This window comes from Ensifer sp. MJa1 (assembly GCF_037026475.1).
GTDB lineage: Bacteria > Pseudomonadota > Alphaproteobacteria > Rhizobiales > Rhizobiaceae > Ensifer.
Map to the genome: position 1 here is coordinate 20,665 of NZ_JAKUMO010000027.1, position 13,747 is coordinate 34,411.

The 13,747-nt window shown below is 60.5% G+C and carries 12 protein-coding genes; 10 read left to right on the top strand and 2 right to left on the bottom strand.

Features of this window, described 5'->3' with window-relative positions; translation table 11 throughout:
• The 10 genes from nuoL to MKZ91_RS27020 all read left to right on the top strand — a co-directional run bounded on the left by nuoL (position 1) and on the right by MKZ91_RS27020 (position 12,424).
• Positions 1-2,001: an NADH-quinone oxidoreductase subunit L gene (gene nuoL / locus MKZ91_RS26975; protein ID WP_336174113.1), complete on the top strand. Its 2,001-nt coding sequence runs from the start codon at positions 1-3 to the stop codon at positions 1,999-2,001.
• Entirely contained in the window at positions 2,001-3,512 is a 1,512-nt protein-coding gene (locus tag MKZ91_RS26980) for an NADH-quinone oxidoreductase subunit M (protein WP_336174114.1), read from the top strand. The genes nuoL and MKZ91_RS26980 overlap by 1 nt, the downstream gene beginning before the upstream one ends.
• Positions 3,513-3,531: 19 nt before the next feature.
• A complete protein-coding gene (nuoN, locus tag MKZ91_RS26985) occupies positions 3,532-4,974 on the top strand; it encodes an NADH-quinone oxidoreductase subunit NuoN (RefSeq protein WP_336174115.1) in 1,443 nt (480 codons plus the stop codon).
• Positions 4,974-5,738, top strand: a complete 765-nt coding sequence (locus tag MKZ91_RS26990; protein WP_336174162.1) for a biotin--[acetyl-CoA-carboxylase] ligase — start codon at positions 4,974-4,976, stop codon at positions 5,736-5,738. Before nuoN ends, MKZ91_RS26990 begins: the two co-directional genes overlap by 1 nt.
• 26 nt (positions 5,739-5,764) lie before the next feature.
• The gene (locus MKZ91_RS26995; protein WP_336174116.1) at positions 5,765-7,432 is read left to right on the top strand and encodes a ribonuclease J; all 1,668 of its coding nucleotides are present in this window, start codon (positions 5,765-5,767) and stop codon (positions 7,430-7,432) included.
• A 68-nt stretch (positions 7,433-7,500) separates the two neighbouring features.
• The gene (mce, locus tag MKZ91_RS27000; RefSeq protein WP_336174117.1) at positions 7,501-7,905 is read left to right on the top strand and encodes a methylmalonyl-CoA epimerase; all 405 of its coding nucleotides are present in this window, start codon (positions 7,501-7,503) and stop codon (positions 7,903-7,905) included.
• Between the two features lie 118 nt (positions 7,906-8,023).
• Positions 8,024-8,293: a DUF1467 family protein gene (locus MKZ91_RS27005; protein WP_336174118.1), complete on the top strand. Its 270-nt coding sequence runs from the start codon at positions 8,024-8,026 to the stop codon at positions 8,291-8,293.
• Between the two features lie 769 nt (positions 8,294-9,062).
• A complete protein-coding gene (proS, locus tag MKZ91_RS27010) occupies positions 9,063-10,391 on the top strand; it encodes a proline--tRNA ligase (RefSeq protein ID WP_336174119.1) in 1,329 nt (442 codons plus the stop codon).
• A gap of 19 nt (positions 10,392-10,410) precedes the next feature.
• A complete protein-coding gene (locus MKZ91_RS27015) occupies positions 10,411-11,721 on the top strand; it encodes a lipoprotein-releasing ABC transporter permease subunit (protein WP_336174120.1) in 1,311 nt (436 codons plus the stop codon).
• A 16-nt stretch (positions 11,722-11,737) separates the two neighbouring features.
• On the top strand, positions 11,738-12,424 hold the full coding sequence (locus MKZ91_RS27020) for an ABC transporter ATP-binding protein (protein WP_336174121.1): 687 nt from the start codon (positions 11,738-11,740) through the stop codon (positions 12,422-12,424).
• Positions 12,425-12,518: 94 nt separating this feature from the next.
• Here the strand turns inward: MKZ91_RS27020 and MKZ91_RS27025 are convergent, their stop codons facing one another.
• Both MKZ91_RS27025 and MKZ91_RS27030 read right to left on the bottom strand, forming a co-directional pair.
• The gene (locus MKZ91_RS27025) at positions 12,519-12,986 is read right to left on the bottom strand and encodes a DUF5680 domain-containing protein (RefSeq protein ID WP_336174122.1); all 468 of its coding nucleotides are present in this window, start codon (positions 12,984-12,986) and stop codon (positions 12,519-12,521) included.
• A 79-nt stretch (positions 12,987-13,065) separates the two neighbouring features.
• On the bottom strand, positions 13,066-13,641 hold the full coding sequence (locus tag MKZ91_RS27030; RefSeq protein WP_336174123.1) for a hypothetical protein: 576 nt from the start codon (positions 13,639-13,641) through the stop codon (positions 13,066-13,068).
• Positions 13,642-13,747: the final 106 nt, after the last annotated feature.

Genomic DNA, 13,747 nt, shown 5'->3' on the forward strand with positions numbered 1-13,747 from the left:
ATGGATACCATCATCAAGGCTATCGTCTTCCTGCCTTTGATCGGCTTTCTGATTGCCGGCCTCTTCGGTAACTCGATTGGCGCCAAGGCCTCGGAATATATCACCAGCGGTCTGATGATCATCGCCGCTGCGCTGTCCTGGTACGTCTTCTTCGACGTCGCCATTGGCCACCAGGAGATGATCAAGGTTTCGGTGTTGCGCTGGATCCAGTCCGGCAGCTTCGACGTCGAATGGGCGTTCCGCGTCGATCCGCTGACGTCGGTCATGTTCGTTGTCGTCAACACGGTGTCGACGCTCGTGCATGTCTACTCGATCGGCTACATGCACCACGATCCGCATCGTCCGCGCTTCTTTGCCTATCTGTCGCTCTTCACCTTTGCGATGTTGATGCTCATCACGGCGGATAACCTCGTACAGATGTTCTTCGGCTGGGAAGGTGTGGGCCTGGCGTCCTACCTGCTCATCGGCTTCTGGTACAAGAAGCCGTCGGCCAACGCCGCTGCGATGAAGGCCTTCATCGTCAACCGCGTCGGTGACTTTGGCTTCGCGCTCGGCATTTTCCTCGTCTTCGTGCTGTTCGGCTCGGTCAACTTCGAGACGATCTTTGCTGCTGCAAAGACCTACCTGCCGGCAGAAGGTGCCGGAGCAGGGGCAGGGGAAGCCGTCATCACGCTGTTCGGCATGCACCTCGACAAGGCCCACGCGATCACGGCGGCCTGCCTGCTGCTGTTCATGGGCGCTATGGGCAAGTCGGCGCAGTTCTTGCTGCACACCTGGCTTCCGGACGCGATGGAAGGCCCGACACCGGTTTCGGCTCTTATCCATGCCGCAACCATGGTCACCGCCGGCGTCTTCCTCGTCGCCCGCATGTCGCCATTGTTTGAACTTTCGCCGGATGCGCTGACCGTCGTTACCATCATCGGTGCGATCACCGCGTTCTTCGCCGCGACCGTCGGTCTCGTCCAGAACGACATCAAGCGCGTCATCGCCTATTCGACCTGCTCGCAGCTCGGCTACATGTTCGTGGCGCTCGGCGTCGGCGCCTATGGGGCGGCGATCTTCCACCTGTTCACGCACGCCTTCTTCAAGGCGCTGCTGTTCTTGGGTGCCGGTTCGGTCATCCACGCCGTCGACGGCGAACAGGACATGCGTTACATGGGTGGCCTCAGGCCGCACATCAAAGTCACCTACTGGATGATGTTCATCGGCACCATCGCGCTGACGGGTGTCGGTATCCCCGGTACGCCGATCGGCACCGCCGGCTTCTTCTCGAAGGATGCGATCATCGAATCGGCCTTTGCCGCGCACAGCCCGGTGTCCGGCTTTGCCTTCACGATGCTGGTCATCGCGGCGCTGTTCACCAGCTTCTATTCGTGGCGTCTGACATTCATGACCTTCCACGGCCGCCCGCGCGCCTCGTCGGACGTGATGCATCATGTACATGAATCGCCTCAGGTCATGCTGGTGCCGCTCTATATCCTCGGTATTGGCGCGCTCGTTGCGGGCTTCCTGTTCCACGATTATTTCTTTGGCCACGAGTACGCCGAATTCTGGAAGGGTGCGCTGTTCACCTCGGCGGAAAACGAAATCCTCGAGGAGTACCACCACGTACCGCTCTGGGTTAAGTGGAGCCCGTTCTGCGCCATGGCGCTCGGCCTGTTCACCGCCTGGTACATGTATATCCGCCGGCCGGAACTGCCGAAGTATCTGGCCGAGCAGCATCGTGGTCTCTACCAGTTCCTGCTCAACAAGTGGTACTTCGACGAGCTTTACGACTTCCTCTTCGTGCGCCCGGCCAAGTGGCTCGGCACGTTCCTGTGGAAGGAAGGCGACGGCCGCGTGATCGACGGCTACGGCCCGAACGGCATTGCCGCACGCGTGATGAACGTTACTGACCGCGTTGTCCGCCTGCAGACTGGCTACCTCTATCACTACGCGTTCGCGATGCTGATCGGCATTGCCGCGCTCGTTACTTGGATGATGTTCAGGAGTTCCTTCTGATGACCGATTGGCCCGTACTTTCCGCGGTCACCTTCATGCCGCTCGTCGGCGTTCTGCTTCTCTTGCTCGCAAGGGAAGACAGCGCCTACGGCCGACGGAATATCCTGAACGTATCGCTTCTGACGACGATCTTCACCTTCGCCGTGTCGGTCTACATCTGGTTCCAGTTCGACGCGTCGAACCCCGGCTTCCAAATGATCGAAAAGCATGAGTGGCTCGGCACCGGGATTTCCTACCATCTCGGCGTTGACGGCATCTCGGTGCTCTTCGTCGTGCTCTCGGCCTTCCTCATGCCGTTTTGCGTGCTCGCAAGCTGGCTGTCGATCGAGAAGCGCCTGAAGGCCTACATGATCGCGTTCCTTGTCCTGGAAACGTTCATGATCGGCGTCTTCGTGTCGCTCGACATCGTGCTGTTCTACGTGTTCTTCGAAGCCGGCCTGATCCCGATGTTCATCATCATCGGTGTCTGGGGTGGCAAGGATCGCGTCTACGCCAGCTACAAGTTCTTCCTCTATACGCTGCTTGGTTCGGTGCTGATGCTGCTGGCGATCATGGCGATGTACTGGCAGGCCGGTACGACCGACATCACGCAGCTGCTCGCCTACAACTTCCCGCGCCAGATGCAGACATGGCTGTGGCTCGCCTTCTTCGCCTCCTTCGCGGTGAAGATGCCGATGTGGCCGGTGCATACCTGGCTTCCGGACGCACACGTTCAGGCGCCGACCGCCGGTTCGGTCATCCTGGCGGGCGTCCTGCTGAAGCTCGGCGGTTACGGCTTCCTGCGCTTCTCGCTGCCGATGTTCCCGCTGGCGTCCGACTATTTCGCGCCGTTCGTCTTCACGCTGTCGGTCGTGGCCATCGTCTACACCTCGCTGGTGGCGATGATGCAGACGGACATCAAGAAGCTGATCGCCTATTCGTCGGTCGCGCACATGGGCTATGTGACGATGGGTATCTTTGCCGCCAACACCCAGGGCGTGCAGGGTGCGATCTTCCAGATGCTGTCGCACGGCATCGTCTCGGGCGCGCTCTTCCTCTGTGTCGGCGTCGTCTATGACCGCCTCCATACCCGCGAAATTGCGGCCTATGGCGGTCTCGTCAACAACATGCCCAAATATGCCGTCGCCTTCATGGTCTTCACCATGGCAAACGTCGGTCTGCCCGGCACGTCCGGCTTCGTTGGCGAAGTCCTGACCCTTGTCGGAGCGTTCCGCGCCAATACCTGGGTCGCGCTGTTTGCAACCTCGGGTGTGATCCTCTCGGCCGCCTATGCCCTCTGGCTCTATCGCCGGGTGGTCTTCGGTGCGCTGGAGAAGGAAAGCCTGAAGGCGCTGCTCGATCTGTCGCCGCGCGAAAAGGCCATCCTTTATCCGCTGGTGATCCTGACGATCTTCTTCGGCGTCTACCCGGCACCGGTCTTCGATGCGACCGCGGCTTCCGTGGATCTGCTCGTCAACAACTATTCCGCAGCCCTGCAGGCAGCGCAAAACGTTGCGCTTTCGGTGCAATGACCACAGGACGTGATTGGACATGACTGCTGAAACTCTCCTTGCAAGCCTGCAACTCTCGATCCCCGAGTTGATCCTCGCGGTCGGCGCGATGGCATTGCTGATGATCGGCGTGTTTGCCGGCGAAAAATCGGCGTCGACCGTCACCGGCCTTGCGGTTGCGGTACTGATCATTGCCGGTCTGTGGCTCGTGCTGAAGACCGGTGAAGGCTCGGCCTATGGCGGCGCATTCCTCTCCGACCCCTTCGCCAAGTTCATGAAGGTGTTGGCATTGATCGGCTCGATCACCGCCCTGGTGATGACGGTCGGCCATGCGCGCTCCGCCCAGATCGATCGCTTCGAGTTCCCGGTGCTCCTGGTCCTGGCGACGCTCGGCATGCTCTTGATGATCTCGGCCAACGACCTGATCTCGCTCTACCTCTCGCTGGAACTGCAGTCGCTGGCGCTCTACGTCGTTGCCGCGATAAACCGCGACAGCATCCGCTCGACGGAAGCTGGCCTGAAGTACTTCGTGCTCGGCGCCCTGTCCTCCGGCATGCTGCTCTATGGCATGTCGCTGGTCTACGGCTTCACCGGCCACACCGGCTTCACCGAGATCGCTGCCGCTCTTACGGCTGAGGGCCGTTCCCTCGGCCTGATCTTCGGCCTCGTCTTCGTGCTTGCCGGCCTTGCGTTCAAGATCTCGGCCGTGCCGTTCCACATGTGGACGCCTGACGTGTACGAGGGCGCACCGACCCCGGTCACCGCCTTCTTCGCCGCCGCGCCGAAGGTTGCCGCCATGGCGATCCTCGTGCGCATCGTCATCAACGCCTTCGAGCCCGTGGTCGCCGACTGGCAGCAGATCATCGTCTTCATCTCGATCGCCTCGATGCTGCTCGGTTCCTTCGCCGCAATCGGGCAGAAGAACATCAAGCGCCTGATGGCCTATTCTTCGATTGGCCACATGGGCTACGCACTGGTTGGCCTTGCCGCCGGTTCGATGGCTGGCGTGCGCGGCGTTCTGCTCTACATGCTCATCTACATGGTCATGACGCTCGGCACCTTTGCCTGCATCCTGGCGATGCGGCGCAAGGAGGGCGAAAACGTCGAAAACGTCGACGATCTCGCCGGCCTGTCGCAGACCAACCCCTTCATGGCGACTGTGCTCACCATCCTGATGTTCTCGCTCGCCGGCATTCCGCCGATGGCCGGTTTCTTCGGGAAGTACTTCGTGTTCATGGCGGCGATCGAAGCGCAGCTCTATGCACTGGCCATCATCGGTGTTCTCGCATCTGTCGTCGGCGCCTACTACTATCTACGCGTCATCAAGGTGATGTGGTTCGACGATGCCAAGGGTGAATTCGCCCGTACGGCTGGCGAACTGCGCCTGGTGTTTGGTCTGTCGGGCCTGTTCGTTCTCGGATACGTCCTGATCGGTGGTCCGCTTGGAAGTGCCGCTGAAGTCGCGGCGCGGACCTTCTTTTGATCGCCCCTGAAAGCGGCGGCCGAATCTCGCTCGACGATTTCCGGCACGTCGCTCTCCATGCGGTCGGGTCGACAAACAGCGAATGCCTGGCGCGTGCGCGCCAGGGTGACCAGGGCAATCTCTGGGTCACGGCTGTCCGCCAGACGGGTGGTCGCGGCCGCCGCGGCCGCGCCTGGTTTTCGGAGCCCGGCAATCTCTACGCCTCTCTTCTGCTCATCGATCCGGCACCCGCCGAGCATCTGCACTCGTTGCCGCTTGCCGTTGCCGTTGCCGTGCACCGGGCGGTCCGCCAGGTGATGCCGCCGGGTACGGCTCCGGTGGAAATCAAATGGCCGAACGACATTCTGATCGACGGCAAGAAGACCTGCGGCATCCTGCTTGAAGGCGAAATGCTGTCAGACGGCCGCCGGGCGCTTGTCATCGGTTGCGGCATCAACATTGCCGTCCAGCCTGACGAAGCGCTTTATCCCGTGACATCGCTCGCCAAAGAAGGTGCTTCGGTCTCGCCGGACGAATTGTTCGCGCGGCTGTTTCTGACGATGGCTGAGACGTTGGCGCTTTGGGATCGGGGGCAGGGCATCGCTCAAACGATCGAGCAATGGCGGGCAGCGGCCCGTGGCATTGGTGAAACGATAACCGTGAATTTGCCGGACCGGTCGCTTTCGGGCCGCTTTGCCGGTATTGATGAAGCCGGACGATTGATGCTCGACACCGGCTCGGGCACGATGCAGGCGATCGCCGCCGGCGACGTATTTTTCGGATAATTTTTGAGATAAGGGCGCACCACGATATGGCGCAAGAAGAAGAACTGGTGTTCTTGCCGCTCGGCGGCGTCGGCGAAATCGGTATGAACCTCGGCCTTTACGGCTACGGACGGCCCGGAAACCGCCAATGGATCATGGTCGATTGCGGCGTAACCTTCCCGGGCCCGGAGCTTCCGGGCGTCGAGCTTGTCCTGCCCGATATAGGCTTCCTCGCCGAAGAGCGCCGTAATCTCAAGGCGATCATCATCACCCACGCTCACGAGGATCACTACGGGGGCTTGAATGATCTGTGGCCGGGTCTGAACGTCCCGGTCTACGCTTCGCCCTTCACCGCTGGCATGCTTGAAGCCAAACGCGATTTCGAAAAGAGCCGCGGCGAAATACCGGTGACGATCTTCAAGCAGGGCAACCGCATCAATGTGGGTCCCTTCGAGATCGAAGCGGTCGGGGTCAACCACTCGATCCCCGAACCGATGTCGCTGATCATCCGCACACCGCTCGGCACCGTCGTTCATACCGGTGACTGGAAGATCGACCTGCATCCGTCGCTCGGACCATTGACCGACGAAAATCGATTCCGCCAGATCGGCGAAGAGGGCGTGCTGGCGCTTGTCTGCGATTCCACCAACGCACTGCGTGACGGCGTTTCGCCTTCCGAGCAGGAGGTTTCCGCGAGCCTGGCAAAGATCATCGCCAATGCCGAAGGCCGCGTCGCGATCACCACCTTCTCGTCGAATGTCGGCCGCATCCGCTCGATCGCTGAAGCCGCGGAAGAGGCGGGGCGGGACGTGCTGCTGCTCGGCAGCTCGATGCGCCGTGTTGTTGCCGTTGCTCAGGATCTGGGGCTGATGGAAGGGATCAAGCCTTTCCTTGCCGAAGACGAGTTCGGCTACGTTCCGCGCGACAAGGTCGTGGTCATCCTGACCGGCAGCCAGGGCGAGCCGCGGGCTGCCCTTGCCAAGATCGCGCGCGACGAGATGCGCAATGTGGCCTTCTCGGCCGGCGATACGGTTGTCTTTTCCTCGCGCACGATCCCGGGCAACGAGAAGGCGATCAACGATATCAAGAACGGCCTGGTCGAGCAGGGCATCCACATCATTACCGACAATGAAGCGTTGGTGCACGTATCTGGTCATCCGCGGCGCACCGAACTGCAGCAGATGTACCAGTGGCTGCGGCCGCAGATTCTCGTTCCGGTTCACGGCGAGGCCGCGCATCTGACGGCGCATGCGGAACTCGGCGTGCAATCGGGCATCGGCAGCGTTCCGCGTCTCAGGAACGGACAGATGCTGCGGCTTGCGCCAGGTCCGGCAGAGGTCGTCGACGAAGCGCCGCATGGCCGGATCTACAAGGACGGATCGCTGATTGGCGATTTCGAGGAGATGGGCATCGGCGAGCGCCGCAAGCTGTCTTTCGCGGGCCATGTTGCCGTCAACGTCGTTCTCGACAGCCGCTACGATTTCCTCGGCGATCCGGACATCGTGGCGATCGGCCTGCCGGAGTTCGACGACGAGGGCGAGGATATGGAGGATACGCTCTATGATGCCGTGCTCGGCGCTGTCGAGAGCATCCCGCGCGCGAAACGCAAGGATCTGGCGATGCTGCAGGAGGCCGTCCGCCGCGCCGTTCGCAGCACCGCCAACCAGATCTGGGGCAAGAAGCCGATCGTGACGGCCTTTGTCACCAAAGTCTGATTGGCTGCCACTACCCGGCCCTGTAAGCGGTATGGCCACGGGAGTTCACCCGTAGCGGGAGGATTGCAATGCTTGGAAGAGTGAACCACATCGCCATCGCCGTGCCGGATCTCGCTTCGGCTTCGGAAAGCTACCGCTCGACGCTTGGAGCGTCGGTGACCGCGCCGCAGGCCTTGCCCGAACACGGCGTGACCGTCGTGTTCGTCACGCTTGCCAACACCAAGGTCGAACTACTGGAACCGCTCGGTGAGGGGTCGCCGATTGCGGCCTTTCTGGCAAAGAACCCGTCGGGCGGGATGCACCACATCTGCTACGAAGTTGAAGATATCCTGTCGGCGCGGGACGCGCTCAAGACCGCCGGTGCACGGGTGCTCGGCGACGGCGAGCCCAAAATCGGCGCACACGGAAAGCCGGTGCTTTTTCTGCACCCCAAAGATTTTCAGGGCACCCTGATCGAGCTTGAACAGGTGTGACAGTTGACCGCGCGATGGCCGTTTGTGTGATGCGGCCGACGGCGGTATAAGGCGGGCAGAATGTCGCGGCGAAACGGCCCGTGGCCGTTTGGCAGAGCGTCTTCACCGGGAGTTTGAAATGCCGATTTTTTCGATCTTCGCGATCTACTTCATCATCTGGTGGATAACGCTTTTTGCAGTCCTGCCATTGGGAGTGCGCACGCAGGCCGAAGAAAACAGCGTCGTGCCGGGAAGTGTTGAAAGCGCTCCGGCAAAGTTCAACGCAAAGCGGGTCGTGGTTCTGACCACCATCATCGCTGCAGTCATTCAGCTCGCCTGGTACGTCGTTTCCGTGCGCCTTGGTTACGGCATTGACTCCATCCCGCGGTTCTACCCCAAGTTCTATTGAGCGTTTTGGCCGACGATATCGGTCTAGTCTCTTCGTTGCGCGCCGGTTGAGCAAAAACGTTGAGGGAACCAAAGCCCAAAGTTCTCGAGGGTATTTTCGCCCTGTCGACTGCCCTTTCATCGAGCGGCGGCAAGAACCAGGGCAATTCCTGGATTGACCGCCGCCAAATTGACATAGTTCAAGAAACGAATACTGCTTCGCGACTGCCAAGGTTGGTGAAAAGCAAAAAAAAACAAGGCTAAAAGCCTTGTTTTTCAAGTTTCGCGTGATCCTAATCCGTTTCCGGCGGCAGCGACTAAGCGCGCCTAAGATCTTATCCTCCCAAGACTTGACCGCGAAAGTCGGCAAGAATTTAGTCTTCATGCCTGTTTTGTGAGCCGAAATTAGCCCAAACATTGGGCGCTGTCATCCTGTTTTTTTGCATTTTTGCTACAGTCGGGTAAAATATTCCCGTTGACAATTCCTGTCGCAATCCTGTTACTACCGTGCTCTTTTGCCGCAGGAATGACGCGGCCCTTTCCCCTCAATTTCAGTGGCTATGAACTGTGCGGCAACGGCCGCGTGCAGGGTTTTCATCCGCTTGCGAAGCAGCTATGAACGCAAGGCTCATTGAGGTTCCCGCTGACCGATGCCGGCGGTGGAAAACATGAGCCGACCCGAGAAGCGACGGTCGCCCTTGCCTGTCTATTGGCGAAGCCGGCGACCGAGCTCAACGTCATTTTGCCCGAATCCGCCGATAGTGCGACGTTCGTCAACTCTGGAACCCGTCATGCGCCTGTCCCGCTTTTTCATGCCCATCCTGAAGGAAAATCCCAAGGAAGCGGAAATCGTTTCCCACCGCCTCATGCTCCGCACGGGCATGATCCGGCAGCAGTCTTCGGGCATCTACACCTGGCTGCCACTGGGCAAGCGCGTTCTCGACAAGGTCAACGGCATCATTCGCGAGGAACAGAACCGTTCGGGCGCCGTCGAACTCTTGATGCCGACGCTGCAGTCTGCCGAGCTTTGGCAGGAGAGCGGCCGCTACGATGCCTACGGCAAGGAAATGCTGCGCATCAAGGATCGCCAGGACCGGCCGATGCTCTACGGCCCGACGAATGAGGAAATGATCACCGACGTCTTCCGTTCCTACGTGAAGTCCTACCGTGATCTGCCGCTCAATCTCTATCATATCCAGCTGAAGTTCCGTGACGAGATCCGTCCGCGCTTCGGCACCATGCGCTCGCGCGAGTTCCTGATGAAGGACGCCTATTCCTTCGATCTCGATCGGGAAGGGGCCGAACACGCCTATAACCGCATGTTCGCCGCCTATCTGCGCACTTTCGCGCGTATGGGCCTTCGCGCCATTCCGATGCGTGCCGACACTGGCCCGATCGGCGGCAACCTCAGCCACGAGTTCATCATCCTTGCCGACACCGGCGAATCCGAAGTGTTCTGCCACAAGGACTTCCTCGGCTTCGACATTCCCGGCGAAGACACGAACTTCGACGATGTCGCCGGCCTGAAGGCGATCTTCGACAAGTGGACCTCGCGCTATGCCGCAACGTCGGAGATGCACGACGAGGCTGCCTTCAATGCGGTGGCCGAAGGCGACCGTCTGTCGGCGCGCGGCATCGAAGTCGGCCACATCTTCTATTTCGGCACCAAGTATTCCGAAGCCATGGGCGCCAAGGTTCTTGGCCCGGATGGCAAGGAACATGCGGTGCACATGGGCTCCTACGGCATCGGCCCGACCCGCCTCGTACCGGCGATCATCGAAGCCTCGCATGACGACAATGGCATCATCTGGCCAAAGTCTATCGCTCCCTTCGATGCCGTGATCATCAACATGAAAGCGGGCGACGCGGCTTGCGACGGCGCCTGCGAGGCGCTCTACTCGAAGCTTGGCAATGCCGGATTCGACGTGCTTCTCGACGATCGCGACGACCGTGCCGGTGCGAAGTTCGCAACGGCCGATCTGATCGGCGTGCCGGTGCAGGTGATCGTCGGTCCGCGCTCGATCGCCAATGGCGAAGTCGAGCTCAAGGATCGCAAGACCGGCGAGCGCGAGACCATGACGGTCGAAGCTGCGATCAACAAGCTGATCGCAACGAAGTAATGAGGCGAGGGAAGGCAGGATGACCGCCGTGGTGCAAGATCAGGTGCAGGCCGCAGTGCAGCCTGAAAAGTCCTCCAGCCGTCCCTTTTCCGCCTTCGAGCGCATGGTGGCCTGGCGCTACCTGCGTTCGAGGCGCAAGGAAGCCTTTATCTCGGTGATCGCCGGCTTCTCCTTCATCGGCATCATGCTCGGCGTCGCGACGCTGATCATCGTCATGGCCGTGATGAACGGCTTCCGTACCGAGCTCATTTCCCGCATCCTCGGCATCAACGGTCATATGATCGTCCAGCCGATCGATGGCCCGCTCAATAACTATGCGGAACTGGCGACCAAGTTCTCGGGCGTCAAGGGCGTCACGATGGCGATCCCGATGGTCGAGGGCCAGGTCTTGGCGCAGGGCATCGGCGACAGCTCGACGGGCGCGCTCGTGCGTGGCATTCGCGCCGACGATCTGAGCAAGATGGGATCGGTCTCCGACCATGTCCAGTCCGGCGATCTCGTCGGCTTTGCCTCTGGCTCCGGTGTGGCGATCGGCTCGCGCATGGCCGAACAGCTCGGCATCCGTGTTGGTGGGACGATCACCTTGACGTCGCCCAACGGCGACGTGACGCCGCTCGGCATGAACCCGCGGGTCAAGGCCTATACCGTTTCGGCGATCTACGAGATCGGGATGTCGGAATACGACGCGACGATCATCTTCATGCCGCTTGAAGAGGCGCAACTGTTCTTCAATGCGGAAGGACTTGTGCAATCGATCGAGCTCTTCGTCGAGCACCCGGATGTGGTCGACGAATTGCGCCAGCCGATCGAGGATGCTGCGGGGCGACAGATTTTCATCACCGACTGGCGTGATCGCAACAAGACCTTCTTTTCCGCGCTTGAAGTCGAGCGCAACGTGATGTTCATGATCCTGACGCTGATCGTTCTGGTCGCGGCGCTGAACATCATTTCCGGCCTGATCATGCTGGTGAAGGACAAGGGCAGCGACATTGCGATCCTGCGAACAATGGGCGCGACGTCGGGGTCGGTGATGCGTATCTTCTTCATGACGGGTGCCGCGATCGGCGTTGCCGGAACGGTCGCGGGCGTGGCGCTCGGCGTCGTCGTCTGCCTGAACATCGAATCCATCCGGCAGTTCTTCTCCTGGATTTCCGGAACGACGCTGTTCAGCCCCGAGCTCTATTTCCTGAGCCAGCTGCCGGCGGACATGAACGCCGACGAGACCGCGCTCGTCATCGTCATGGCGCTCACCCTTTCCTTCCTCGCCACGATCTTCCCCGCCTGGCGTGCCTCGCGCCTCGATCCGGTGCAGGCCCTGCGTTACGAATGACAAGGACAACAGCTGAATGAATGCGCGCGTGGCACTGCAGCTTTCCGGCGTCGAGCGACACTATGGCGAGGGCGAGACGTATCTTTCCATTCTCAAGGGCGCGGATTTCACGCTGAGAAGCGGTGAGACCGTAGCGCTGGTCGCTCCTTCAGGGACCGGAAAGTCGACCTTGTTGCATGTCGCCGGTCTCTTGGAACGTCCCGATGGCGGTGAGGTGCTGGTCAACGGCGTTTCCTGCGGCGACCTCAACGACGACCGGCGGACTGCGATCCGCCGCAATGAGATCGGCTTCGTCTATCAGTTTCACCACCTGCTTCCGGAGTTCACGGCGCTTGAGAACATCATGATGCCGCAGCTGATCGGCGGGCTGCCGAAGAAGGAAGCCTCGGAACGGGCAAAGGCTCTGCTCGATTACATGCGCATCGGCCACCGCGCCGACCACCGCCCGGCGGAGCTTTCCGGCGGTGAGCAGCAGCGTGTCGCGATCGCGCGTGCGGTCGCCAATGCGCCGCTCGTGCTGCTTGCCGACGAGCCGACCGGAAACCTCGATCCGGAAACCGCCGGTTACGTCTTCGAGGCGCTGGAAGCGCTTGCCCGCCAGTCCGGCTTGGCCGCCTTGATCGCGACGCACAATCATGAACTGGCCGGTCTGATGGATCGCCGCGTGACGATCGAAGACGGCAAGGTCATCGAGTTGAAGTGACATTGCCGCGGCCGCGGAAGCAAGCGCTTGGTTGTCCCAGTGCTGCTTTCCGTAAGGCTGCTTCCGGGCTCGGGGCCACTTCTCGAAACTGTGTTCAGCGTTTGATCAGACCGCCGCGATATTCCAGTTCGTAGGCTTCCTCGCCATCGACGAAGATCGTCTCGTGGCCTGAAAAGTGGCCGGTGTCACCGCGGCTGCTATCGATATAATAGCCGTGGGCGTGTCGCAACTCCATGCCGCCGAGAAAATGGCGCTTCTCGCGATACATTGCCTGCAGCGCTGCCTTGATGACCACTCCGGCCTTCTCAGCATTGATAAGATCGGGACGGATGATGCGGCCAAAATAGTTCATCGCCCAATGCGGTTCTCCATCCAGCCACACGGCCTCCTGTCCGGCGAAGTCAGTTCCGCCGAAGTAGCTGTCGAGATAGCGCCAGTTGTCTTTCTCATAGCCGATATCGTGTGAGCCCGGGCGGGACGAAGGGCGTGGCATGCCGTCGCCGACATAGGTGTTCGCTTTGGCTTCGACGATGAAGTCCTTGAGGCGTTCGAGCGCGATCATGATCGTTCCTCTTATGTTCCGAAAGAAGATGGCGTGATCCATGGCTTCTGTAAAGAACAAAAAGCGAACAGGTGATTGATTATTGCAGGACGCACGCCTTCTGGCCGCGGTCGTCGTTCCAGTCCTTGAGAAGAACGAGTTCGCCCTTGGTGGCGACGGGCTTGTCGTTGGAATTGCCTTTGCCCGTCAAAACGTTGAGGTCGCACTGCGCGGTGTTGTCGGGATCGAGCGTATCGTAGGACGAGTAGGTATAGCCTGCGACGACGAACTCGAAATTGCGATAGGCGACCGTCAGTTTCTGCTCCCAGCGGTCGCGCCCGACCGAATCGTTGTGGCTGATGATCAGCAAGGAACCGCTCGGCAGCGCCTCGATCGACGGCGTCTGTCCGGCAACCTCGACGCGGCCCCAGACCTTGTTCGGGATCGCCGACTTCAGCTCCAGGGCGCCATTCTTACCCGCGAGATAAAGATAGATGCCGTTGTCCTCGTCACTTCCGTCGGCGGGACGCACGATCAAGGCAAGGTCCGCGTCGCCGTCCTTGTTCCAGTCGCCGGTCGTGGCCGAAACAATGTGGGCTGGATCGATCGCTTCTGCCGCGGAGGCAAAGGTCGGGAGCAGGAACAGCATCGGGAGAAGCAGGCGGCGTGTAGGCATGTCGAAACACTCCACGTGGTTGTTCCTCTTGATAGGCGGGCGCGGCGCTTTCCTCAAGCGGCTTCCTCATTGATTAACCTGCGTTCGCCCACCGGGTTAACCATCG

Coding starts and splice junctions, on each gene's coding strand:
- nuoL (WP_336174113.1), top strand. CDS start 1: ATGGATACCATCATCAAGGCTATCGTCTTCCTGCCTTTGATCGGCTTT.
- MKZ91_RS26980 (WP_336174114.1), top strand. CDS start 2,001: ATGACCGATTGGCCCGTACTTTCCGCGGTCACCTTCATGCCGCTCGTC.
- nuoN (WP_336174115.1), top strand. CDS start 3,532: ATGACTGCTGAAACTCTCCTTGCAAGCCTGCAACTCTCGATCCCCGAG.
- MKZ91_RS26995 (WP_336174116.1), top strand. CDS start 5,765: ATGGCGCAAGAAGAAGAACTGGTGTTCTTGCCGCTCGGCGGCGTCGGC.
- mce (WP_336174117.1), top strand. CDS start 7,501: ATGCTTGGAAGAGTGAACCACATCGCCATCGCCGTGCCGGATCTCGCT.
- MKZ91_RS27005 (WP_336174118.1), top strand. CDS start 8,024: ATGCCGATTTTTTCGATCTTCGCGATCTACTTCATCATCTGGTGGATA.
- proS (WP_336174119.1), top strand. CDS start 9,063: ATGCGCCTGTCCCGCTTTTTCATGCCCATCCTGAAGGAAAATCCCAAG.
- MKZ91_RS27015 (WP_336174120.1), top strand. CDS start 10,411: ATGACCGCCGTGGTGCAAGATCAGGTGCAGGCCGCAGTGCAGCCTGAA.
- MKZ91_RS27020 (WP_336174121.1), top strand. CDS start 11,738: ATGAATGCGCGCGTGGCACTGCAGCTTTCCGGCGTCGAGCGACACTAT.
- MKZ91_RS27025 (WP_336174122.1), bottom strand. CDS start 12,986: ATGATCGCGCTCGAACGCCTCAAGGACTTCATCGTCGAAGCCAAAGCG.
- MKZ91_RS27030 (WP_336174123.1), bottom strand. CDS start 13,641: ATGCCTACACGCCGCCTGCTTCTCCCGATGCTGTTCCTGCTCCCGACC.